We start from the raw sequence: 20,283 nt of genomic DNA on the forward strand, positions 1-20,283 counted from the left end.
CCGTTCGACGCCGACCCGAAACCGTTTCCTCCCCCGACCGAAGACCACCGGACGTGTACCCCGCAGACGCCGAGTTCGGGTTCGAGTTGCTCGTCTGTCGGTGGGCCGAGGAGTCGTGGCCCCCGGACGGAGAGCGAGACTCGGCTGTTCTCGTCGCGCGCCAACTCGGGACGAAGCGCCGCCGGTGGGACACCGTCGTCGTCGAGTGCGACTCGGCGGGACTCGCCGCGCGCGCGGCGTTCGGCGACCGAACGCTCGATTCCGACCTCCTGCACGTCGTCCGCAACGCGCCCGAGGAGTGGGCGTGGTACCGCGACGCCCTCCCGCACCCGGGCTACCCGTGGCGGTACGTCCGCGCGGCCGTCCACCGCGCGGCGGGCCGCGGCGTCGTCGAGAAGCGTCGCCGCGGCAACCGCATCGAGATTCGGCGCATCGCGCCCTACCCCGACTGGGTGCGCCGCATCGTCGCCGTCGAGAACAAACCGGACCTGGACGCCTCCGCCGCCCGCGCCCTCTCGGACCAACTCGAACGCGACGTGGAGACGGGACTGGCCGACGAGGTGTGGGTGGCGACGACGGCGACGGGGCGGCGCGTCGAACCCGCGCTTCTCGAAGACGTGCCCGTCGAGGTGGGAATCCTCACGATGTCGTTCGACCCCGACGAGAGAGCGTGGGCGACGGCGGACGTGGAGTGGCACCCCAGCGACGTGACGCCCGCGGACGACGACGCCGACCGGGAGACGACCCGCCTCAAACTCGCCGAACGCGCCTACGGCAAGGGCTGGCGGTCGTTCCACGAGACGATGCGGCCGGACTGCCGCCACTTCGAACTCCGGCGGTTCGGCGGGGTCACCGGACGCAGTCCGGTGGGCTGTCGAGGTTCGCTCGGCAGTGTCCTCGTCCCCCACTGCGCGGCCAAGGGGCGGTCGCAGACCGCCGCGGAGTGCGCCGGGTCCTGTCCCGACTTCGAACCCGAACCGCCCGCGTGGCGGACGAGGGGGTGGCCCATCGAGGGCGGACCGGGGAAGGCGATACGGCGACTGCTCGGCGACAGGCGGGAACGCGTCCGCGAGAGAGAAACCGAGCGGACGGGTTAGTCGGTCACTTCCACGTCCACCTCGTCGCGTTCGACGGCGAGGCGGAACGTCGGGACGGTTCGGTAGACGACTTCGACGACGCCCTTCCGGCGGAGACTCTGGAGGGCGCGGCGGACGTCCTCGACGTCGGGGTCGTCGTCGAACCGGTCCCGTATCTTGTTGAGGACGCTCACGACGCTCTCGGAGCGTTCCTCCGGGCCGGCGACGACCTCGAACACCTTCGATTCGAGGGCGGGGACGCGGATGACCGAGGGCACCCCCTCCTCCTCGTCGGCGTCGGTCTCGACGCCCGGTTCGACGTCCACGAGGTCCGCCGCCTCGGCGGTGGCGCGGATGAGACTGTTGTCGTCGCGGTAGTAGTACTCCTTGAGGTTGTCCTCCAGATAGCGATGCACGTCGCTCCCGGAGTCGAGCCCCCACCGTTCCTGTAACTCCTTGTTCTTCGTCGGCTGGAGACGAACGACGTCGGCGAGTCGTTCCTTCTCTTCGTCCGAGAGTGCCATTGCGTCCAAATTTGCACCGGGGGATATAGACCTGTTTTCTCCGCGCGGCGGCGGACTGTCTCCCCCGCGTGAACGAGCGTTGAAGCGGAGAGGACCGAACGGCGGGGCGAGGGGGGACCGAACGCGGGGCCGGGGGAACGCTTACACGCGCGCCGCGCGTCGCGCCCCCATGGCTTGGGATACCGTCCGACTGGAGTGGGACGACGAGGTGGCGACGCTCGTGATCGACCGCCCCGACCGGCTGAACGCGCTGAACCCCGAGACGTTGGACGCGGTCGAGGAGGCGGTCACGGAGGCCCGAGAAGAGAGCGCTCGCGTCCTCGTCATCACCGGTGCGGGCGACGAGGCGTTCGTCGCCGGCGCGGACATCGAACGGATGCGGGGGTTCGACACCGCCGAGGCGCAGGCGTACGCCGAACAGGGCCACCGCATCGCCTCGGCGGTCGAGTCGTTCCCCGCGCCGACCGTCGCCGCGGTCAACGGGTACGCCTTCGGCGGCGGGTGCGAACTCGCGTTGGCGTGCGACCTGCGCGTCGCCTCCGAACGGGCCGTCCTCGGGCAGACCGAGATCGACCTCGGAATCATCCCCGGGTGGGGCGGCACCCAGAGACTCCCCGCACTCGTCGGCGACGAGACGGCCCGCCGGATGATATTCTTCGGCGAACGCATCGACGCCACCGACGCCTACGAACGCGGACTCGTCGGCGAGGTGGTCGCCCACGACCAACTGCGCGACCGAGTCGCGGAGACGGCCGCCGAACTCGCCGAGAAACCGCGGCACGCCCTCCACGCGGCGAAGGAGGCGATAAACGCCGGCCACGAGGCCCCGCGGTCGGCCGCCTTGGAACACGAGGCGCGGGCGTGGAGCGGACTGTTCGGCACGCACGATCAGAGAGAAGGGATGGAGGCGTTCGTCGAGAAACGCGACCCGGAGTTCGAGTAGTTACGTCGCGTCGATGACGTCGGTTCCGTCGGCGGCGTCGATGGACGATATCGCCGCTTCGAGTTCGCTCGCGGACGCCTCGATGTCCTCGACGACTGCCATCTGGTCGTCGTTGGCCGTCGCCGCTTCCGTCACCTCGGCGCGGACGGACTTCGAACGTTCGGCGGCGGTGTCGACCATGCTCGCGACTTCCTCCGTCCGGACGGCTTGGTCGTCCGTCGCCGCGGCGATGTCGTTCATCCCGGTCGAGGTGGCGCGAACCTCCTCGGCGATGGCGTTCTGGTTCTCGACCATCTCGCGGACGGCGTCGGCGTTCGAGCGAACCTCCTCGGTGACCGACTCGATGCTCTCGACCGTCTCGCCGGCGTCGCCGCGCGTCTCCTGAATTATCTCCTCGATGCGCTCGGATTCGTTCTGCACCTCGTTCGCCAACGATTTGACCTCGTTCGCGACGACGGCGAATCCTTCGCCGGCCTCGCCCGCCCGCGCCGCCTCGATGTTGGCGTTGAGGGCGAGGATGTTCGTCTGGTCGGCGATGTCGTTGATGACTTCGACGATGTCGTCGATTTCGGCGACCTGTTCGGCGAGTTCGCGTGTTTGTTCGGCCGCTTGGTCGCCGCTCTCCGCGACGCCCTCCATCGCCCGAACGGCGTCTTCGCCCGCTTCGGTGCTCGCCTCCGCGAGGCGTTCTGCCTCCTCGGAGCGTTCGTTGACCTCCTCGGCGGAGGCGGCGATCTCTTCGACGGTGGCCGAGAGCGACCCGACTTCCCCGGAGACTTCGTCCATGTTCTCCGCCTGTTCGCCGGCCAGCGACGCCGCCTCGCCGAGTGCGTCGTCCACGCGTTCGCTCGCGTCCGTCGCCCCGTCGATGGCGTTCCGGAGCGTCTGTTCGACGCTCGTCTGCGCTCCGACTATCGCCTCGCGTTGCTCCACGAACTCCGTCATTGAGGACGTCGTCTCGAACGCGCCGACGACGTTCCCCTCGCCGTCGAAAAGCGGCACCGCGTTCGAGCGAACCCACTCCGTGCCGTTCGGCGTGTGGACTTCGCGGAACTCGTCTTCTCGGGCCGCCTCGCGCGTCCGAAGCGTCTCCTCGGCGAACGTCTCCTCGTTGCCGGACTCTCGGAACGCCTCCTCGGTCGTCAGTCCGAGCATCTCCGCTCTGTGTATCCCGTACGACGAGGCGGCGGTCTCGTTGAAATACGCCACCCTGTCGTCGGCGCTGACGACGAACGCAGGTTCCGGGAACGACTCGACGACTTGTTCGAAGAGGCCGCGCCAGTAGTCGCGTTCCGTCCGCAGTCGTTCGGTCTCGCTCGACGCGTCCACGTCGGGGTCTAATCCTCCGGCGCGGTCCGGCGTCTCCGGCGACGCGCCCGCATCCGTCGCGGGGCCGTCGTCCGAGATGACGCCCCCGTCGGTCCGTTTCTCCCTCGTCTCCTCGCCCCCGTTTCGTAATCGACGTGTGAACCAACCGAAATCCATGTTCTACGTTCCGAGAATGAGCCGTATAAATCCCACATCCCCGTTATCAGAACTGAGACTTCTGTCCCGTTCTCGTTCCGCGACGCGGCCGTCGCCGACCGGGAGAAAGAGGAGCAATGCCGGATACGTTGACTGTACAATTCGCTAACGTAGCACAAGGATAAGGCGTCGGGAGACGAAAGGAGATGTATGACCGAAGACGTCAAACTGAGTCGAGTCGAGCCGAGATTAGAACAGCTCTCGTACCCGATATCGCGGTCCGACGCGGCCGAACAGTGCTCGGACGTCGAGTTACAACTGGCCGACGGGGAGGTGAACCTCGGCGACGTCATCGCCGACACGCAGAGCGACTCGTTCGGCGGGCCGGGCGAACTGTACGAGGAACTGCAGAACTCGCTCCCGATGGAAGCCCTCGGCGAGCCGAGACAGTCGGACGGAGACGCCTGACATCGCCCGCGTCCGGGACTCTCCGCCGGGGTCGTTTCCGGACGTTTAAGTGCCAGAAGCGACTGTCTCTTGTAACAATGGAGTTCTGCGACGAATGCGGTTCGATGATGAAGACGGACGGCGACAAGTGGGTCTGCGGGAGCTGCGGCTACGAGAAACTCCGCGACGAGGCCAAGGAGTCGCACATGACCTCCACCGCCTCCCGCGAGGACGGCGGAGTCGTCGACATGTCCGACGTGGACGACGCCGAGATCGGCCCCACGACCACGGTCATCTGCCCGAAGTGCGGACACGACAAGGCGCGCTACGAGATGAAGCAGATTCGCTCGGCCGACGAGTCCGAGACGCGCTTTTTCACCTGCGTCGAGTGCAGTCACAAGTGGCGCGAAGACGACCACTGATACCGTAGCGACGCGTTTCTCCGGCGAGTTAAGTCCGCGCCGCCCGTAGCGGCGTCCATGCGCCCGTCGGACGTGCCGCCGCCGGCGGTTCCGTCGCCCGAGGGATGGCGCGTCGTCTCCGAGGAGGCGACGACGCCGTTCGACGCCGTCGTCGTCGCCGTCCGCGCCCGCACGGTGCTTCTCGCGGACGAACGCCTCCGCGAACGGGTGACCGCGAGGGCGGGCGCGGCGGGGTCGGACGCCGCCACAGGTTCCGACGCGGAGGCGGACGACGCGACGTGGCGGTTCTTCTTCGCCAGTCGCCTCCGCATCGAACCCGCCGCGCCGCCCTCCCGCGCGGTGACCCGACTCGTGACGAAGCGAGCGAACGCCGGGTTCGCGGACGTCCTCCGCGAACGGGGGTTCGACTCCGTCCGCGCCGTCGAGTCCCGCCCGTTTCGGATTCGGGACGAAGAGGCCGACCTGACGCGCTACCGGGCGCGCGTCCCTCTCTCCGAGTTCGCTCTCCTCGCCGAGGCGTACGTCGCGGTGTGGCCCGACGGCGGCGGCGGGTTCCTCGTCGCCGGGGGCGCGTACCCGCGGGACGTCGAATCCGGTCCCGCCGAGGAGTTGTCGGCGCTACTGGAGCCCGACAGGTTCAGAGAAGAGCTGTTCGAGATGGTGCGCGCGACGGAGTGACGCTACTCGTTCCGCGCGAACGTGAGATAGCCCGTGTGGCCGACGCCCGCGGTGGAGGGGCGCGATCCGCGTTCGCCGAAGTCCATCTCTCGCTGGATGGTCTCGAACGTCTCCACCGCCGAGAGGCCGACGTCGCGGGCGGCCAAAGAGGTCTCGCGACTCTGCTCGACGAACGGCGAGTAGACGGCGACGTAGCCGCCGCTTACGAGCAGTTCGGGGGCGCGCCGGACGACGTCCGCCGCGTCGCCCGTATCGAGGGTGAGGAGGTCGAACCCGCCGTCGAGTTCGTCGAGTTCCTCCGTCAGGTCGCCCGTCCGAACCTCGACGGTCCCGGCGACGCCGGCCATCTCCATGTTCTCGCGGGCCACGTCGGCGAAGTCCGCGTCGCGTTCGTACGTCGTCACCGCCGCGCCCATCCGGCCGAGGTACGCGGAGAGGACGCCCGTGCCGGTGCCGGCGTCGAGGACGCGGTCGCCCGCGGCGATGCCCGTGTGGCCGACGATGAGTCCGATGTCGCGCGGCATCATCGGCGCGCCGGTGCGTTCGAGGTGGTTGAACAGGTCCGGGCCGCGCAGGCCGCGGACGAGGAACTCCTCGCCGAGATGCGTCTCGAGCGTATCGCCCGGTTCGACGCCCTCGGGGACGTCGAGAACGCCGAGGTCGGTGTGGAGTTCCTCGCCCGGGCCGCGGAGGTACTCGCGGTCCCCGTGGACGAGCAGGTACACTTATTCGAGCCGCGAGATAGCGGCCGCGAGGTCGCCGTTCTCGGCTTCGAGCGCGTCCCGCGCCTCGTCCTTGCCGACGCCCGCGCGCTGGGCGACGATTTTGATATCGGAGTCGGGGATTTCGGCGTCGCCCTCGGAGGCGGACTCGTCGGCCTCGGATTCGCCGCCCGCCCCGGAGGCGTCGCTCGCCCCGGCGTCGCCCGACCCGAGTTCGGTCGACTCGGGTTGGCCGACTATCTGGTACGTCTCTTGGCCTTGGGCGTCCATCCGCGTGACCTGCGCGTCGGAGAAGACGAGCTCCTCGTCGGCCGTCCTGATGACGACCTCCTCGGCGTCGAGCTCCGTCACGTCGATGCCCATCTGTTTCATCATCTGCTTCATCTTCCGCGGGTTCATACCGCCTCCGCCAAACATACCCGAAGCGTCGGGGTCCGGTAGCAAAAGCGTGGCGAACGCTCCTCGGCGGGTCGGTTCGGTCTGCTGATGGACGGCGTCCGACGCCGCCGGACGCCCGCCCCGCGATCAGGCGTCGGCGTCGGTCCGACCGGTGCGGACGCTGACCGCCAGTCCGTTCCCTATCGGGAGCAGGACCGTCTCGTACTCCGGGTCGGCCCGCACGGCGTCGAGGTAGGACGCGACGCCCTTCGTGTGTTCGTCGGGGGCGTCGAGCGATTCACCCTCGACGTACCGGGCGAGTGCCGCCGCGTCCGCGGGGCCGCGCGTCACGTTGTCGGCGACGACGACGCCGCCGCGGGCGACTTTCGACCGGACGGCCCGGAACGCCTCGGCGTACCGCGACTTCTCGTGGTCCACGAGGACGACGTCGAACGGACCGTCGTACTCCTCGACGGCCGCCACCGCGTCGCCCTCGTGGAACTCCGTGCGGTCGGACAGACCCGCGCGTTCGAAGAACTCCCGGGCCATGTCGAGTTCGTCGGCGTCGTACTCGGTGAGGATGAACTGCGCGTCCGGCGCGGCGCCCTTCGAGAACCAATAGGCGGAGTACCCGAACCCGGACCCGAACTCGAACACGTGCGCGGCGTCGGTGAGGCGCGCGAGGAGTCTGAGCGCCCCGCCCGCCTCTAGCCCGACGATGGGGAAGCCGTGTTCGTCGGCGTAGGCGGCCATCTCCGCGTGTATCTCGTCGTGTTCCGGAGACAACCCCCGAACGAGCCTTCGGATCGCCTCGGCGTCGTCGCTCATGGCCGGCCCGTTCGACGGGCGGGGACGTAAGCGTACGGTCGGTGCGAGACAGCTTCGATACGAGCACTGTATCGGAAGGCGAACCGTCTCTCGGCTCACCGGAAACCCGGTGTGCGGCGGTCCTCGGTCGGGCTCTCGGTCGGCACCCCCCGTCGGACATCGTTAAGGCCACTGACCCACATATTCGACCATGTTCGACCCGGACGAGTTAGAGCGGATCCGCGACGCGAAAGCGGAGTGGGAGGAGGAGACGCTCTCGCCGACGCTGAGCCGATTCGGGGAACGCGAGGAGGAGTTCATCACCGACACGCAGGGGCAGTCGGTGAAGCGACTGTACACGCCCGAGGACGTGGCGGACCACGACTACTTCGCGGACGAGGGGTTCCCCGGCGAGGAACCGTACACCCGCGGCGTCTACCCGACGATGCACCGGGGCCGCCTCTGGACGATGCGGCAGTACGCCGGGTTCGGCACCGCCGAGGAGACGAACGAGCGGTACCACTACCTCATCGACAACGGGCAGACGGGCCTCTCGGTGGCGTTCGACCTGCCGACGCAGATGGGGTACGACTCCGACGCCGAGATGGCCGCGGGCGAGGTGGGGAAATCGGGCGTCGCCATCGACTCCCTGCGGGACATGGAGACGCTGTTCGACGGCATCCCCTTGGACGAGGTGTCCACGTCGATGACCATCAACGCGCCCGCGTCGGTTCTCTTGGCGATGTACGTCGCCGTCGGCGACCAACAGGGCGTCCCCCGCGAGGAACTCCGCGGCACCGTCCAGAACGACATCATGAAGGAGTACGTCGCGCGGAACCTCTACATCTACCCGCCCGAGGAGTCGATGCGCATCATCACGGACGTCTTCGAGTTCTGCGCGGCGGAGACGCCGAAGTTCAACACCATCTCCATCTCCGGGTACCACATCCGCGAAGCCGGTTCCACCGCCGCACAGGAGATTGCGTTCACGCTCGGAAACGGCATCGAGTACGTGCAGGCGGCCCTCGACGCCGGGCAGGACGTAGACGAGTTCGCGCCGCAACTGTCCTTCTTCTTCAACGCGCACAACAACGTCTTCGAGGAGGTGGCGAAGTTCCGCGCCGCCCGGCGCATGTGGGCGAAGATAATGGAGGAGAGGTTCGGCGCGGAGAACCCCGAATCGAAGCAACTGAAGTTCCACAGCCAGACGGGCGGTTCGACGCTGACGGCCCAGCAGGTGGAGAACAACGTCGTCCGCGTCGCCTATCAGGCGATGGCCGCCGTCCTCGGCGGGACCCAGAGCCTCCACACCAACGGGAAGGACGAGGCGCTATCGCTCCCGACCGAACAGAGCGTCCGAACCGCACTTCGGACCCAGCAGATCCTCGCCCACGAGTCGGGCGTCGCGGACACCATCGACCCCCTCGCGGGGAGTTACTACGTCGAGTCGCTCACCGACGAGGTGGAGGCGGAGGCGTTCGATATCTTAGCGGAGATAGACGAACGCGGCGGCATGCTGGAGGCGGTGAAGTCCCAGTGGGTCCAACGGCAGATACAGGACGTCGCCTACGAACGGCAACGCGAGATAGAGGAGGGCGAGCGAATCATCGTCGGCGTCAACGAGTTCCGCACGGACGAGGACCCGGACCCCGACGTGCAGGAGGTGGACGAGGAGGACGAGGCCCGACAACTCGACAGACTCGACGAGGTGCGGGCCGAACGCGACGACGAGGCGGTGGAGGCGACCCTGGAAGCCCTGCGGACGGCGGCGAACGGCGACGACAACCTCGTCCCCTACATCGTGGACGCGGTGAAGGCGTACGCCACCGTCGGCGAGATATCGAACGTCCTCCGCGACGAGTTCGGCGAGTACCACCCGAGCCACGCGTGACACCGACTCCCGCACCACCGAAACGATGATTTTCTGACACCTCGTCGGTAGGGTACGATGACCCTCCTTCCGTTCTGACCGCGCGCACTCGCATCGAATCGGGTCCGTCTCCCCGCTTTCGCGACGGTGCGGACTCGACGTGCGCCGGTTCTCGTCCCGCGACGCGTAGCGTCGCCGCCGTCCAGTAGTCGAACGACCCCTCACCAGAGACAGATGTCACGACCCGACTCAGACTCGCCGTATCGCCCGCGAACGCTCGTCCCCACCCGAACCCTCCGCCCGTCGTCTCCGTCGCCCGCCGCGCGGGCGGGATTCGCCGCCGCCGTCGCTGCCGTCGTCGGCGTCGTCGGCGTCGTCGCCGCCGCCTCGTTCCCCCTCGCGGCCGTCGCCGTCGTCACGTACGCCGTCGTTCGCGCCGCCGTCGGTGCCGTCCGGCGGCGTTCTCGTCGCTCCGCGGACGGCACGACGGTTAGCGTGCCGGGCGTCTCCGTCGAGGTGACCGTCGCGCGGACGGACGGCGAGTAGTCCGCCGTCGCTCGCGACGGACGAGGGGACTCCTCCCCGACGTTCGCTCGTCGCCTAGAATTATGCGTGCCGCCGCCGTTGTGACGGTCACCAATGGAACTGGACCACGTCGGCGTCGCCGCCGCCGACGCCTCGGGTTTGGCAGCGATGTTCGGAGAGTTGTTCGACGCCCCGGTCGTCCACGAGGAGGAGTTCGACGGGATGTCGGTGTTGTTTCTGGAACTCGGCGGGAGTTACTTCGAGTTGCTCGAACCGCACGAGGACGGGGCGATAGGGCAGTACCTAAACACGCACGGGCCGGGAATCCACCACGTGGCCGTCCGGACGGACGACGTCTCGGACGCGCTCGACACGGCCCGGGAGGCGGGCGTCGAACTCATAGACGAGGAACCGCGGCAGGGGGCGTGGGGGCACGAGGTGGCGTTCCTCCACCCCAACTCGACCGGCGGCGTCCTCGTCGAGTTCGTCTCGCACTGACCGCCGCGGACGGCACCGCCGCGTCCGGGTGTGCGACTCGCCCTCGTCTCGGTGCGGACTCCGACCGACACCCCCGACCGGAACCCCGGCGGAGATGTCGCAGTCGGTCGATTACGCGACGACCGACAGACGGTACTATATTTACCTCTCGGCGAGAGTAGCGGACGAATGCGCGACTGGCTCTCTCACCGGGTTCGGGCGTCGCCGAACGCGACGGCCCTGATACTCGCTTCGACGGGGGAATCGTGGACCTTCGCGGAGCTCGATTCGATGGTCGAGGAGACGGCGGGCCGCCTCGCCGCCCTCGGCGTCGAGTCGGGCGACCACCTCGGCGTCGTCACGGAGACGCGAGTCGCCTCTGTCCGCTTGCTCCACGCCGCGATGCGCCTCGGGGTGACGCTGGTCCCCATGGGTGACAGCCTGACCGCGGGCGAACTCCGGTCGCAGGCGGAGACGGCGGACGTGACCGCCGTCGTCTGCGGGTCGGCCACGGAGGGGCGGGCCGTCGAGGCGGCGGGGGACGCGCCGGTCGTCAGCGTGGACCCGCCCGCGACGGACGAAGCGACCGCCCTCGAAGACGCCTCTCCCGAGAGCGTCGAACCCGCGTCGCGGGAACTCGACGACCCGCAACTGCTGCTTTTCACCTCGGGGACGACGGGCGACCCGAAGGCAGTCACCCTGACGATTCGGAACCTGCTTTCGAGCGCAGTCGCCTCCGCGTTCCGCCTCGGGTTCGACCCGGCCGACAGGTGGTTGGTCGCGCTTTCGCTGCACCACATGGGCGGCATCGCGCCCGTCCTCCGGATGCCCCTCTACGGGATGACCGTCGTCCTCAGGCCGGAGTTCCGAGCCGGGCCGACCGCCGACGACATCGAACGCCACGAGGTGACCGCCGTCTCTCTGGTGCCGACGATGCTCCGCCGGATGCTGGAGAAGCGCGGAACGCTCTCGGAGTCGCTCAGGGTCGTCCTCCTCGGCGGCGCGCCCGCGTCGTCGGAACTGATAGCGCGGTGTCGGAACTACTCCGTCCCCGTCTACCCGACGTACGGGATGACCGAAACCGCCTCCCAGATAGCCACGGCGCGCCCGAAGGAGGCGTTCCGGAACGTCGGCACCGTGGGTCGCCCCCTCTACTGGACGGACCTCACCGTCGTCGGCGAGTCCGGCACCCCCGTCGAACGCGGCGAGACGGGCGAACTCGTCGTCTCGGGGCCGACGGTCACGCCGGGGTACTACGGCGACTCGGAGGCGACGGCGGAGGCCTTCTGCGAGTACGGTCTGAAGACGGGCGACGCAGGCTACCTCGACGCCGAGGGCCGACTGTACGTGCTCAACCGTGTGGACGACCGAATCATCACCGGCGGCGAGAACGTCGAACCCGGCGAGGTGGTGGACGTCCTCCGCTCGCACCCCGAGGTTCGCGACGCCGCCGTCGTCGGCGTCCCCGACCCGGAGTGGGGCGAACGCGTCGGCGCACTCGTCGTCCCCGGGTCCGAGGAGGTGACGCGCGACGGGGTGGAGGAGTACGCCCGAGAGCGACTCGCGGGGTTCAAACTCCCCCGAATCGTCGCGTTCGCCGACGAACTGCCCCGAACCGTCTCAGGGACGGTGAAACGCGACGCCGTCCGCGAACGACTCGAAGCGGTCGCGGAGGGGGAGGACGAGGAAGCAGAAGACGAGGCGGTGGACGGTGAAGCAGAAGACGAGGCGGTGGACGGTGAAGCGGACGACGAGAAAGCGGAGGGCGGTGACGAGGGGGTTGGCGGCGACGAATCAGATGCGGACGCGAACGACGAGTCCGACGAACCCGCGGAGGCGGGCGAGGACGAAGACGAACTCGCGGAGGCGGATGCGGACACCGACGCGGAAGCCGACGCCGAATCGAGCGACGGCGACGACTCCGCGGACGGAGACGCAACGGGCGAGTCGCCCGAGTGAGTCCGCGACGACGGTCTTCTCCCCAACCCACACAAACGATAATTAACGATGCTGCCGTTGGTGTGAGGTATGCCCGGAGCAACCGACCAGACGTTGCGGCCGTTCCTGTGGCGCGCGAGCAAACTGTTCCCCGACCGAGAAGTCGTCTCGCGGACGCACGACGGCGTAGAGCGGTACACGTACTCGGAGTACGAGGACCGCGTCGGTCAGTTGGCGAACGCCCTCGACGCCGCGGGCGTCGAACGCGGCGACCGAGTGGGGACGTTCTGTTGGAACCACCACCGGCACTTCGAGACGTACTTCGGCGTCCCCTCGATGGGTGCGCAACTGCACACCATCAACCCCCTGTTGCCCGACCACCACATCCAGTACATCGTCGAGAACGCGGCGGATACGGTGCTGTTCGTGGACCCGTCCTTGGTCGAGAAGCTAGCGGGGGCGTACGACGAGGAGGTGTTCGCCTCCGTCGAACGGTACGTCGTGGTCGGCGAGGAGGTGCCGGAGACGTCGCTGTCGCCGGTGACGGATTACGAGTCGTTCGTCGCCGAGGCGGACGCCGCGTACGACTGGCCCGACCTGTCCGAGGAGCAACCGGCGGGGATGTGCTACACCTCCGGGACGACGGGGAAACCGAAGGGCGTCGAGTACACCCAACAGATGCTCTGGTCGCACACGATGGCGACCCTCCCGGAGTCCGGACTCGACATCCGGTCGTCCGACGTGGTGATGCCCGTCGTGCCGATGTTCCACGTCAACGCGTGGGGTCTGCCCTTCTCGACCACCGCCGCGGGCGCGAAGCACGTCTACCCCGGGCCGTCGCCGTCGCCCGAGGACCTCGCCTCCCTCATCGAGGAGGAGGGCGTCACCCTCACCGCGGGCGTCCCGACGGTGTGGTTGGGGCTGTTGGACTATCTTGACGAGAACGACGCGGACATCTCCTCGCTCGACCGAATCGTCATCGGCGGGGCGGCGGCCCCCCGGTCGGTCATCCGGCGGTTCGACGAGGAGTACGACGTGGACGTGGTCCACGCGTGGGGGATGACCGAGATGGCCCCCATCGGCACCGTCGCGCACCTCAAACCGGGGATGGAGTCGTGGGACCGAGAAGAGCGGTACGAAAAGCGCGCGAAGCAGGGCCTCCTCGCGTCCGGACTGGAGATGCGCGTCGTCGGCGACGACGGCGAGGAAGTCGAGTGGAACGGCGAGGACTTCGGCGAACTGTGGGTCCGCGGCCCGTGGGTGACGACAGAGTACTACGAACGCCCGGAGGCGAATGAGGAGGACTTCGAGGGGAACTGGCTGAAGACGGGCGACGTGGTGACCGTAGACGAGGAGGGGTACGTGCAGATAGTGGACCGCGCGAAGGACGTCATCAAGTCCGGCGGCGAGTGGATCTCAAGCGTCGAGTTGGAGAACTCCCTCATGGCGCACGACGACGTGGCGGAGGCCACCGTCGTCGGCGTCCCGCACGAACGCTGGCAGGAACGCCCCGTCGCGTTCGTCGTCCCGAAGGACGGCGCGGACCGCGAGGCGTTGCAGTCCGAACTCACCGAGATGGTCAGAGCGGAGTTCCCGAAGTGGTGGGTGCCCGACGAGGTGATGTTCATAGAGGAGGTGCCGAAGACGGCCACCGGCAAGTTCGACAAGAAGGTACTGCGCGAGGAGTACGACGACGAATCGATCGTCGCCGGGAAGTCGCCGGACGACGCCGCGCCCGCCTCGAACGACTGACGGCCGCCGCCGCGACTCGCCCGAGGTGGCCGCCGCGTCGCTTCCGCCGAACAAACGGTAAACTCGTTTTACGGTTTTCGCAGTTCCATGGATTATTTTACGTTAGGAATCCACTCTCGGGCATGGACCTTCTCGACGACACCATCGTACCGGAACACGCCCGAGACGTGAAGCAGGAGGCGCGCGAGTTCGCCGACGAACACATCGCGCCGAACGCCGAGGAGTACTTCGAGAACGCGGAGTACCCGTGGGACGTCCTGGAGGCGGGGATGGACGCCGGCTTGGTCGCCCAGGACATCGGCGAGGAGTACGGCGGACGCGGGTTCGACCTCCAGCAGATGCTCGCCATCAACGAGGAGTTCTACCGCGCCGACGCCGGTATCGCCCTCACCCTGATGCTCGCGTCGTTCGGCTGCGAGATAGTCGAGCAGTACGGCTCCGAGGACCAGAAGGAGGAGTATCTCCGCCCCGTGGCCGAAAACGACCAGATTTCGGGGTTGGCCGTCTCCGAACCGCAGACGGGGTCGGACATGGCCGGGATGACGACGGAGGCCGAGAAGACCGACGACGGCTACGTTCTCGACGGCGAGAAGTACTGGGTCGGAAACGCCGTTGAGGCCGACTGGCTCACTGTCTACGCGAAGACGGGCGAGAGCGAGGACCGCTACTCCAACTACTCGATGTTCATCGTCCCGACGGACGCCGAGGGTTACGAGGCCGAACACATCCCCGAGAAGATGGGCATGCGCGCCTCCAAGCAGGGTCACATCGTCTTCGACGGCTGCGAGGTGCCCGAGGAGAACCTGATCGGCACGGAGGGCGGCGGCTTCTACATGCTCGCGGACTTCTTCAACCACGGGCGCGTCGTCGTCGGCGGCCACGGACTCGGACTCGCCGCGGCGGCCATCGAGGAGACGTACGAGTTCGTCCACGACAGGGAGGCGTTCGGGCGCAACATCGCCGACTTCCAAGCGACCCAGCACACCCTCGCGGAGATGCGCATGGAGTTCGAGGCCGCGCGCGCACTCAACTGGCGCGCCGCCGAGAAAGTCCAGAACGGCGAGGACGCCGGGTTCTGGGCGGCGGTCTGTAAGACCAAATCCACCGAGACGGCGACGGAGTGCTCCGAACGCGGGATGCAACTCCACGGCGGCCGTTCCATCCTCTCGGAACGCCGCATCGCCCGCGTCTTCCGCGACGCCCGCATCCCGGTCATCTACGAGGGCGCGAACGAGATCCAGCGCAACCTCATCTACCGGCAGTGGACCTGAAATCGGTCTGACGCCGCATCTCCGCCCTCTTTCTCGTTCGAATCGGTCGTCCGCGCACTCAGCGTTCGAGACGTATCTCCGACGCTGAGAAATGAACTATGCTATCGTCCCCCATACCTCGAGTGGACCATGACAGCAGACGACTCACTCGACGGCAAGGTGTCCGTCGTGACGGGCGCGGGCGGACAGATAGGCGAGGGCATCGCCGTCGAACTCGCCAAGGCGGGGAGCGACGTGGTCATCGCGGACGTGGACGTCCTCGACACGGAGCACAACCAGCAGGGTTCGAAGGAAGTCGGCGGCGCGACGAGGGCGCGGGAGGTGGCCGAACGCGTGGTCGAACAGGGGTCGCGCGCGCACGTCGTCGAGTGCGACGTGACCGACGCCGAACAGGTCGAGTCGATGGTCGAAGAGACGATTTCGGAGTTCGGCCGACTCGACGTGCTCTGTAACAACGCGGGTATCATCACCGTTGCACCCACCGAGGAGATGGAGGAAGACGAGTGGGACGCGGTGATGGAGGTGAACACGAAGGGGCCGTTCCTCGTCTCTCGGGCGGCGATTCCGCACCTCAGGGAGACGAACGGGACCATCATCAACACCGCCTCCATCGCCGGGGAAATCGGCGCGGCGGGCCTCTCGCACTACTGTTCTTCGAAGCACGCGGTCCTCGGCCTGACCAAGTCGCTCGCCCTCGAACTCGCCGAGGACGACGTGACGGTCAACGCCATCTGTCCCGGCATCGTGGACACGCCGATGTGGAATCAGGTGCTGACGCCGACCCTCCAAGAGGAGTACGAGGACACCATCAAACGCGCCATCCCCCTCGGACGCGACCAGACGCCGGAGGACATGGGCAGACTGGCCGTCTACTACGCGACCAACCGCAACGTCACCGGGCAGGCCCTCGCCGTGGACGGCGGTATCCTCCAGAACGTCCTGTAACTCCCCAGACAACAGTTATCACCGGGGCAACCGAACCGCCGCCATGGTCGACGCGAGCATCAGACTCCTCGACAGGGGGCGGGTCGTCGCCGACGCGGGGTTCGTCCTCGACGGACACACGATGGGCACCGCGGCGAACCCGAACCCCGACCACGAGATGCGGGAGTTCGTCGTCTGGAGCGCGGTGATAGACCACCCCGAGGGGACGTTCCTCTGGGATACGGGGTCGCACCCGGACGCCGGGGAGGGCTACTGGCCCGACCCGTTGTACGCGACGTTCCAACACGTCGATGCCGACGAGCACCCCTTGGAGGACGATTTGGAGGCGGCGGGCTACTCGCTCTCCGACGTCGACGCCGTGGTGATGAGCCACCTGCACCTCGACCACGCGGGCGGCCTCGCGGCGTTCGAGGGGACGGACGTGCCGGTGTACGTCCACGAGGAGGAGTTGAAGTACGCCTACTACTCCGCGAAGACGGACGAGGGCTCTCTCGCCTACCTCGCCGACGACTTCGACCGCGACCTGAACTGGCGCGTCGTCCACCGACACCGCCGCACTCTCGCGGCGGACTTCGAGTTGCTCCACCTGCCGGGGCACACCCCCGGCGTGATGGGCGCGCGAATCGACCTGCCGGAGGAGACGGTCCTCGTCGCGGGCGACGAGTGTTACGTGGACGAGAACTACGCCGGGGAGATTCCCCTCGGCCCCGGCCTGCTTTGGTCCGAACGCGACTGGTTCGAGAGCCTCCGAACGCTCAAAGAGATAGCACGCCGCACCGACGCGGACGTGCTGTTCGGCCACGACAAGCACCGCTTCGAATCGTTCGGTGACGGCTGGAACCTGTCCTGAGCCGGCGAGAGAACGATCAACTCGGGCGATGCGCCCGAATTTTCTCTCTCCGAATCCCGGCGTAGTGTTGCACGAAACACGCAAATCATTTTGAGCCAGCGCCGCCAACGCCCGTCAAGGATGCCCGATTCGATGGCGGAGTACCTGCAGGCCGACATGGAGTGCGAAGGACTGCTCGAGTGCGTTCACGGACTCAAACCCCTCGACAGGGACGTCTTCGAGGTTCTCGTCGAGAGCGACGCCCCCATGACCGTCGACGACGTGGCGGAGGCGGTGGACCGCGAGCGTTCGACGGCGTACCGCGCCGTCCAGCGGCTCCTCCAGTCGGGGTACATCCAGAAGGAGCAGGTGAACTACGAACAGGGGGGGTACTACCACGTCTACCGACCGGCCGACGCCGACGAGGTGGCGGACGACATGCAACGGACGCTGAACGACTGGTACGCGAAGATAGGGCAACTCATCCACGAGTTCCGCGAGAAGTACGACGAGGCGGAGAACGCCGAGACGCCCCCTGCGGAGTGAGTTTTCGCGTCTTTCAGGCGTCTCTACTGGTTCCCTAACGGCTTAGGCTGTCCATCTATCCACCGAAGGCTTGTATACTGTAGGTGAGGTATCAATCATGTCCAAAAGCAAATCGGGCCTCACCGAACTGACCGAGTACTGCGACCGGTGTGACGCCCACACTCCCCACGAAGTCTCGATAACTCTCAAGACCGAGAGTTCCAAGCAGGTCAATCGAGAGTTCTCACGGGAACCTTACCGGGCGACGAAGTGCGTCCACTGCGGCGAAGAGACCCTACAGCGGATGAACGACGCCTGATCGCTCGAACCGGCGTTTCCGGGCCGTCAGGTCGAACCGATTCCCCCGATTCGATCCCCCACGCGATTGAGACCCCCCCGCACGCGACCCCCCGACTCGATGACCGTCGTCCCCCCGACGGACTCTCCGCACGGATGAACGATTCCCCCGAACGCGCACCGACCGACGAACGAACTGTTCTCGTCGCGGACGACGAGGCTGCCTTCACCGACAGTCTCGCCGTCTGGTTGTCCGACGAGTACGCGGTCCGAACCGCGTACTCGGGTCGCGAAGCCGTCGAAGCGTACGACTCGACGGTAGACGCCGTCGTCCTTGACCGTCGGATGCCCGGCCTCTCGGGAGAGGAGGTGTTCGAACGACTCCGCGACCGACCGGGAGACGCGCGAGTCGCGTTACTCACGGCGACGGACCCCCACCGTCTCCGCGAGGGCGACGACGCGCCCCCGTTCGACGAGTACCTCACCAAACCGGTGCGGAAAGACGAAGTTCTGGCGGCGGTCGAACGACTCGCCGAGGAATCGCCGCCGCCCTCCGCGGAGTGAGTGCGGTCAGTCGCTCTCCGTCTGACTCCGCGCGGCGTCGTCGCCCGCGTCGAGACCCGTCTGGTCGAAGAACGTCTCTATCAGTTTTCGCTCCCCCGAGCGCAGGTGCTCGTGGAACGTCGGCGCGGAGATGTTGAGCGACGTGGCCACCTCCTCGGCGGTGCTCCCCCGCGGCCACTCGAAGTAGCCGGAGACGAACGCCGTCTCCAACACGTCGCGCTGGCGGTCGGTGAGTTTGTTCTCCAGTTCGTGGCGGAACGCGTCCGTCGATTGGACCGACCGCTCCACCTCCCGCTTGGCGACGACGCTTATCTCGGGGAACGACTGCTGAACGGAGTCGATGAGCGCTCTGAGGTCGGCGTCGGGCGCGACGGTGGCGACGACGGTTCCCTGGCCGTCGGTGACCGAGAGCGTGTTCACGTCCGCTCCGAACCCGACGAACGTCACGAGCACCGCCGAATCGGTTATCTCCCACTCGAACAGCGTCTCGGAACCGTTCTGGGTGACGATGCGCGCGCGTTCGACCGCCGGGTGCTTCGTCGCCTCCTCCAACAGCGACTCGCTCTCGACGCCCTCGGCGGTGACGTAGCAGGCGACGCTGTCGTTCGACTCCGGGGCGAACCCCTTCAGGGTGAGCGTCCCCCCGAGTTGCCGCGTCAGTTCGACGAACAGGTCGCCGTCGTCCGCGTGTTCGAACTCCAGTTCGACCGCCGTGTCGCCGTAGAGGAGTCGCTTTGACTCGGCGGCGTTGATGCCGTTGCCGATGCTCCGCCCGAGCTGTTCGAACACCTCGACGTGTTCCTCGAAGAACTCCGAGGGACCGTCGGCGTAGACGAAGAGTGCGCCGTACGTCGTCTCCCGGTAGAGGACGGGGACGACGATGACGGAGACGGGGTCCTCGAGGGTGCTCTCGGACGGGAACGCCGCTTCGCGGTGTTCGTCGGTGATTCGCTCGACGACCCTGACCGTCTTCGACTCGACGACGTCCCGGACGAGGGGGCGCACCGTCTCGACGCGGTCGCTCAGTCGCGCGGCGTCCACGCCCGCGGCGGCGCGGGGACTCACGCCGTCCATCGCCCGGTTGTAGCGGGCGATCCACGCGCCCCGATAGGACCCCTCGTCCGCCACGGAGAGACAGACCGCCTCCTCTATCTCCTCGCGCGTCGTCGCGTCCACTATCGCTCGGTCCACCTCGCGCAACAGGTCGTTGACGTGGTGGAGGTGGTCGAGTTGACGCTGACGCAGCTCTATCTCGTCGGCGCGTTCGCTCCGGAGCGATTCGACGTTCGCGCGGAGCGATTCGAGCGTCTCCGGGTCCCTGAGCTCGTCGGTGTCCCGGCTTTCGAGCACCGTCTCGGTGGACTCCAACGCGAAGAACCGCTGTACCTCGTCTTCGAAGTTTGACCGGACGAGGAGTTCCTCGACCGTCTCTCGGACGTCCGTCTTGGTGACGGGCTTGACGAGGTAGTCGTCGAACCGCATGTCGACGATGTCGGTGTCGGGTTCGACGGCCGTCATCATCGCGATACGGCAGTCTAACTCGCGCTCTTCGAGGGATTGGAGGACGTCGTCGCCGGAGACGGTCGGCATGCGCCTGTCGAGGAGGACGACGTCCACGGTTTCGTCTACCGCGTCGAGGGCCTCCCGGCCGCCGTACGCGACGCGAACGTCGTAGTCGTCGCGCAGCCAGTACTCGCAGGTGTCCGCCAAGTCCTCGTCGTCGTCGACGACGAGAACGACCGGCGTCGCCGATTGGTCTTCGCTCTCCGGACTCGGCGAACGCTTGGTGGACATCGGATACCGTAGCCACTCCCCCTACGAGTAAATAT

The 20,283-nt window shown here is 67.4% G+C and carries 22 protein-coding genes; 16 read left to right on the top strand and 6 right to left on the bottom strand.

Annotation, left to right across the window (positions count from 1 at the left end):
* Positions 1-53 precede the first annotated feature (53 nt).
* Positions 54-1,097: a DUF5787 family protein gene (locus tag ACFQEV_RS12060; RefSeq protein WP_379696212.1), complete on the top strand. Its 1,044-nt coding sequence runs from the start codon at positions 54-56 to the stop codon at positions 1,095-1,097.
* On the opposite strand, the gene ACFQEV_RS12065 is transcribed toward ACFQEV_RS12060, so the two are convergent.
* The gene (locus ACFQEV_RS12065) at positions 1,094-1,600 is read right to left on the bottom strand and encodes a DUF5797 family protein (RefSeq protein WP_379696214.1); all 507 of its coding nucleotides are present in this window, start codon (positions 1,598-1,600) and stop codon (positions 1,094-1,096) included. The genes ACFQEV_RS12060 and ACFQEV_RS12065 overlap by 4 nt on opposite strands.
* A 169-nt stretch (positions 1,601-1,769) precedes the next feature.
* On the opposite strand from ACFQEV_RS12065, the gene ACFQEV_RS12070 reads away from it, so the two are divergent.
* Positions 1,770-2,543 carry an enoyl-CoA hydratase/isomerase family protein gene (locus ACFQEV_RS12070; RefSeq protein WP_379696217.1) on the top strand — a complete coding sequence of 258 codons (774 nt, stop codon included), beginning with the start codon at positions 1,770-1,772 and terminating at the stop codon, positions 2,541-2,543.
* On the opposite strand, the gene ACFQEV_RS12075 is transcribed toward ACFQEV_RS12070, so the two are convergent.
* Positions 2,544-4,028 (bottom strand): methyl-accepting chemotaxis protein, encoded by a 1,485-nt coding sequence (locus ACFQEV_RS12075; RefSeq protein ID WP_379696220.1) that lies wholly within the window; start codon positions 4,026-4,028, stop codon positions 2,544-2,546.
* 189 nt (positions 4,029-4,217) lie between these two features.
* Between ACFQEV_RS12075 and ACFQEV_RS12080 the strand changes: the two genes are divergently transcribed.
* The 3 genes from ACFQEV_RS12080 to ACFQEV_RS12090 all read left to right on the top strand — a co-directional run bounded on the left by ACFQEV_RS12080 (position 4,218) and on the right by ACFQEV_RS12090 (position 5,554).
* Positions 4,218-4,475, top strand: a complete 258-nt coding sequence (locus ACFQEV_RS12080; RefSeq protein ID WP_379696223.1) for a DUF5789 family protein — start codon at positions 4,218-4,220, stop codon at positions 4,473-4,475.
* 77 nt (positions 4,476-4,552) lie between these two features.
* A complete protein-coding gene (locus tag ACFQEV_RS12085; RefSeq protein ID WP_379696226.1) occupies positions 4,553-4,876 on the top strand; it encodes a transcription factor S in 324 nt (107 codons plus the stop codon).
* A 57-nt stretch (positions 4,877-4,933) separates the two neighbouring features.
* A complete protein-coding gene (locus ACFQEV_RS12090) occupies positions 4,934-5,554 on the top strand; it encodes a DUF6517 family protein (protein WP_379696229.1) in 621 nt (206 codons plus the stop codon).
* A gap of 2 nt (positions 5,555-5,556) precedes the next feature.
* On the opposite strand, the gene ACFQEV_RS12095 is transcribed toward ACFQEV_RS12090, so the two are convergent.
* From ACFQEV_RS12095 to ACFQEV_RS12105, 3 genes are all read right to left on the bottom strand, one after another.
* On the bottom strand, positions 5,557-6,279 hold the full coding sequence (locus ACFQEV_RS12095) for a tRNA (adenine-N1)-methyltransferase (RefSeq protein ID WP_379696232.1): 723 nt from the start codon (positions 6,277-6,279) through the stop codon (positions 5,557-5,559).
* Complete coding sequence (locus tag ACFQEV_RS12100; protein ID WP_379696234.1) at positions 6,280-6,693, bottom strand: nascent polypeptide-associated complex protein; 414 nt, start codon at positions 6,691-6,693, stop codon at positions 6,280-6,282.
* Between the two features lie 108 nt (positions 6,694-6,801).
* Positions 6,802-7,482, bottom strand: coding sequence for a class I SAM-dependent methyltransferase (locus ACFQEV_RS12105; protein ID WP_379696237.1), 681 nt, complete (start codon positions 7,480-7,482; stop codon positions 6,802-6,804).
* Between the two features lie 190 nt (positions 7,483-7,672).
* Between ACFQEV_RS12105 and ACFQEV_RS12110 the strand changes: the two genes are divergently transcribed.
* The 11 genes from ACFQEV_RS12110 to ACFQEV_RS12160 all read left to right on the top strand — a co-directional run bounded on the left by ACFQEV_RS12110 (position 7,673) and on the right by ACFQEV_RS12160 (position 18,454).
* Positions 7,673-9,352 (top strand): acyl-CoA mutase large subunit family protein, encoded by a 1,680-nt coding sequence (locus ACFQEV_RS12110; protein WP_379696239.1) that lies wholly within the window; start codon positions 7,673-7,675, stop codon positions 9,350-9,352.
* A gap of 213 nt (positions 9,353-9,565) precedes the next feature.
* Complete coding sequence (locus tag ACFQEV_RS12115) at positions 9,566-9,877, top strand: hypothetical protein (RefSeq protein ID WP_379696242.1); 312 nt, start codon at positions 9,566-9,568, stop codon at positions 9,875-9,877.
* A 93-nt stretch (positions 9,878-9,970) separates the two neighbouring features.
* Positions 9,971-10,354, top strand: coding sequence for a methylmalonyl-CoA epimerase (mce, locus tag ACFQEV_RS12120; protein ID WP_379696245.1), 384 nt, complete (start codon positions 9,971-9,973; stop codon positions 10,352-10,354).
* A gap of 168 nt (positions 10,355-10,522) precedes the next feature.
* Positions 10,523-12,292, top strand: a complete 1,770-nt coding sequence (menE, locus tag ACFQEV_RS12125; RefSeq protein ID WP_379696248.1) for an o-succinylbenzoate--CoA ligase — start codon at positions 10,523-10,525, stop codon at positions 12,290-12,292.
* 69 nt (positions 12,293-12,361) lie between these two features.
* On the top strand, positions 12,362-14,023 hold the full coding sequence (locus tag ACFQEV_RS12130; RefSeq protein ID WP_379696250.1) for a long-chain fatty acid--CoA ligase: 1,662 nt from the start codon (positions 12,362-12,364) through the stop codon (positions 14,021-14,023).
* 122 nt (positions 14,024-14,145) lie between these two features.
* A complete protein-coding gene (locus tag ACFQEV_RS12135; RefSeq protein WP_379696252.1) occupies positions 14,146-15,294 on the top strand; it encodes an acyl-CoA dehydrogenase family protein in 1,149 nt (382 codons plus the stop codon).
* Positions 15,295-15,423: 129 nt separating this feature from the next.
* The gene (locus tag ACFQEV_RS12140; protein ID WP_379696255.1) at positions 15,424-16,239 is read left to right on the top strand and encodes an SDR family NAD(P)-dependent oxidoreductase; all 816 of its coding nucleotides are present in this window, start codon (positions 15,424-15,426) and stop codon (positions 16,237-16,239) included.
* 43 nt (positions 16,240-16,282) lie between these two features.
* A complete protein-coding gene (locus tag ACFQEV_RS12145) occupies positions 16,283-17,089 on the top strand; it encodes an N-acyl homoserine lactonase family protein (protein WP_379696257.1) in 807 nt (268 codons plus the stop codon).
* Positions 17,090-17,209: 120 nt separating this feature from the next.
* Positions 17,210-17,614, top strand: a complete 405-nt coding sequence (locus ACFQEV_RS12150; protein ID WP_379696260.1) for a helix-turn-helix domain-containing protein — start codon at positions 17,210-17,212, stop codon at positions 17,612-17,614.
* Positions 17,615-17,711: 97 nt separating this feature from the next.
* Positions 17,712-17,912 carry a DUF7835 family putative zinc beta-ribbon protein gene (locus tag ACFQEV_RS12155; protein WP_379696263.1) on the top strand — a complete coding sequence of 67 codons (201 nt, stop codon included), beginning with the start codon at positions 17,712-17,714 and terminating at the stop codon, positions 17,910-17,912.
* Between the two features lie 134 nt (positions 17,913-18,046).
* Positions 18,047-18,454, top strand: coding sequence for a response regulator transcription factor (locus tag ACFQEV_RS12160; RefSeq protein WP_379696266.1), 408 nt, complete (start codon positions 18,047-18,049; stop codon positions 18,452-18,454).
* A 6-nt stretch (positions 18,455-18,460) separates the two neighbouring features.
* Here the strand turns inward: ACFQEV_RS12160 and ACFQEV_RS12165 are convergent, their stop codons facing one another.
* On the bottom strand, positions 18,461-20,248 hold the full coding sequence (locus tag ACFQEV_RS12165; protein ID WP_379696269.1) for a bacterio-opsin activator domain-containing protein: 1,788 nt from the start codon (positions 20,246-20,248) through the stop codon (positions 18,461-18,463).
* Positions 20,249-20,283 lie beyond the last annotated feature (35 nt).

It is taken from the genome of Halopelagius fulvigenes, assembly GCF_042662625.1.
Lineage (GTDB): Archaea > Halobacteriota > Halobacteria > Halobacteriales > Haloferacaceae > Halopelagius > Halopelagius fulvigenes.

Bases quoted from the DNA above. Each gene is read 5' to 3' on its own strand.
- ACFQEV_RS12065 (WP_379696214.1), bottom strand. From the start codon at position 1,600: ATGGCACTCTCGGACGAAGAGAAGGAACGACTCGCCGACGTCGTTCGT.
- ACFQEV_RS12070 (WP_379696217.1), top strand. From the start codon at position 1,770: ATGGCTTGGGATACCGTCCGACTGGAGTGGGACGACGAGGTGGCGACG.
- ACFQEV_RS12075 (WP_379696220.1), bottom strand. From the start codon at position 4,028: ATGGATTTCGGTTGGTTCACACGTCGATTACGAAACGGGGGCGAGGAG.
- ACFQEV_RS12080 (WP_379696223.1), top strand. From the start codon at position 4,218: ATGACCGAAGACGTCAAACTGAGTCGAGTCGAGCCGAGATTAGAACAG.
- ACFQEV_RS12085 (WP_379696226.1), top strand. From the start codon at position 4,553: ATGGAGTTCTGCGACGAATGCGGTTCGATGATGAAGACGGACGGCGAC.
- ACFQEV_RS12090 (WP_379696229.1), top strand. From the start codon at position 4,934: ATGCGCCCGTCGGACGTGCCGCCGCCGGCGGTTCCGTCGCCCGAGGGA.
- ACFQEV_RS12100 (WP_379696234.1), bottom strand. From the start codon at position 6,693: ATGTTTGGCGGAGGCGGTATGAACCCGCGGAAGATGAAGCAGATGATG.
- ACFQEV_RS12105 (WP_379696237.1), bottom strand. From the start codon at position 7,482: ATGAGCGACGACGCCGAGGCGATCCGAAGGCTCGTTCGGGGGTTGTCT.
- ACFQEV_RS12110 (WP_379696239.1), top strand. From the start codon at position 7,673: ATGTTCGACCCGGACGAGTTAGAGCGGATCCGCGACGCGAAAGCGGAG.
- ACFQEV_RS12115 (WP_379696242.1), top strand. From the start codon at position 9,566: ATGTCACGACCCGACTCAGACTCGCCGTATCGCCCGCGAACGCTCGTC.
- mce (WP_379696245.1), top strand. From the start codon at position 9,971: ATGGAACTGGACCACGTCGGCGTCGCCGCCGCCGACGCCTCGGGTTTG.
- menE (WP_379696248.1), top strand. From the start codon at position 10,523: ATGCGCGACTGGCTCTCTCACCGGGTTCGGGCGTCGCCGAACGCGACG.
- ACFQEV_RS12130 (WP_379696250.1), top strand. From the start codon at position 12,362: ATGCCCGGAGCAACCGACCAGACGTTGCGGCCGTTCCTGTGGCGCGCG.
- ACFQEV_RS12135 (WP_379696252.1), top strand. From the start codon at position 14,146: ATGGACCTTCTCGACGACACCATCGTACCGGAACACGCCCGAGACGTG.
- ACFQEV_RS12140 (WP_379696255.1), top strand. From the start codon at position 15,424: ATGACAGCAGACGACTCACTCGACGGCAAGGTGTCCGTCGTGACGGGC.
- ACFQEV_RS12145 (WP_379696257.1), top strand. From the start codon at position 16,283: ATGGTCGACGCGAGCATCAGACTCCTCGACAGGGGGCGGGTCGTCGCC.
- ACFQEV_RS12150 (WP_379696260.1), top strand. From the start codon at position 17,210: ATGCCCGATTCGATGGCGGAGTACCTGCAGGCCGACATGGAGTGCGAA.
- ACFQEV_RS12155 (WP_379696263.1), top strand. From the start codon at position 17,712: ATGTCCAAAAGCAAATCGGGCCTCACCGAACTGACCGAGTACTGCGAC.
- ACFQEV_RS12160 (WP_379696266.1), top strand. From the start codon at position 18,047: ATGAACGATTCCCCCGAACGCGCACCGACCGACGAACGAACTGTTCTC.
- ACFQEV_RS12165 (WP_379696269.1), bottom strand. From the start codon at position 20,248: ATGTCCACCAAGCGTTCGCCGAGTCCGGAGAGCGAAGACCAATCGGCG.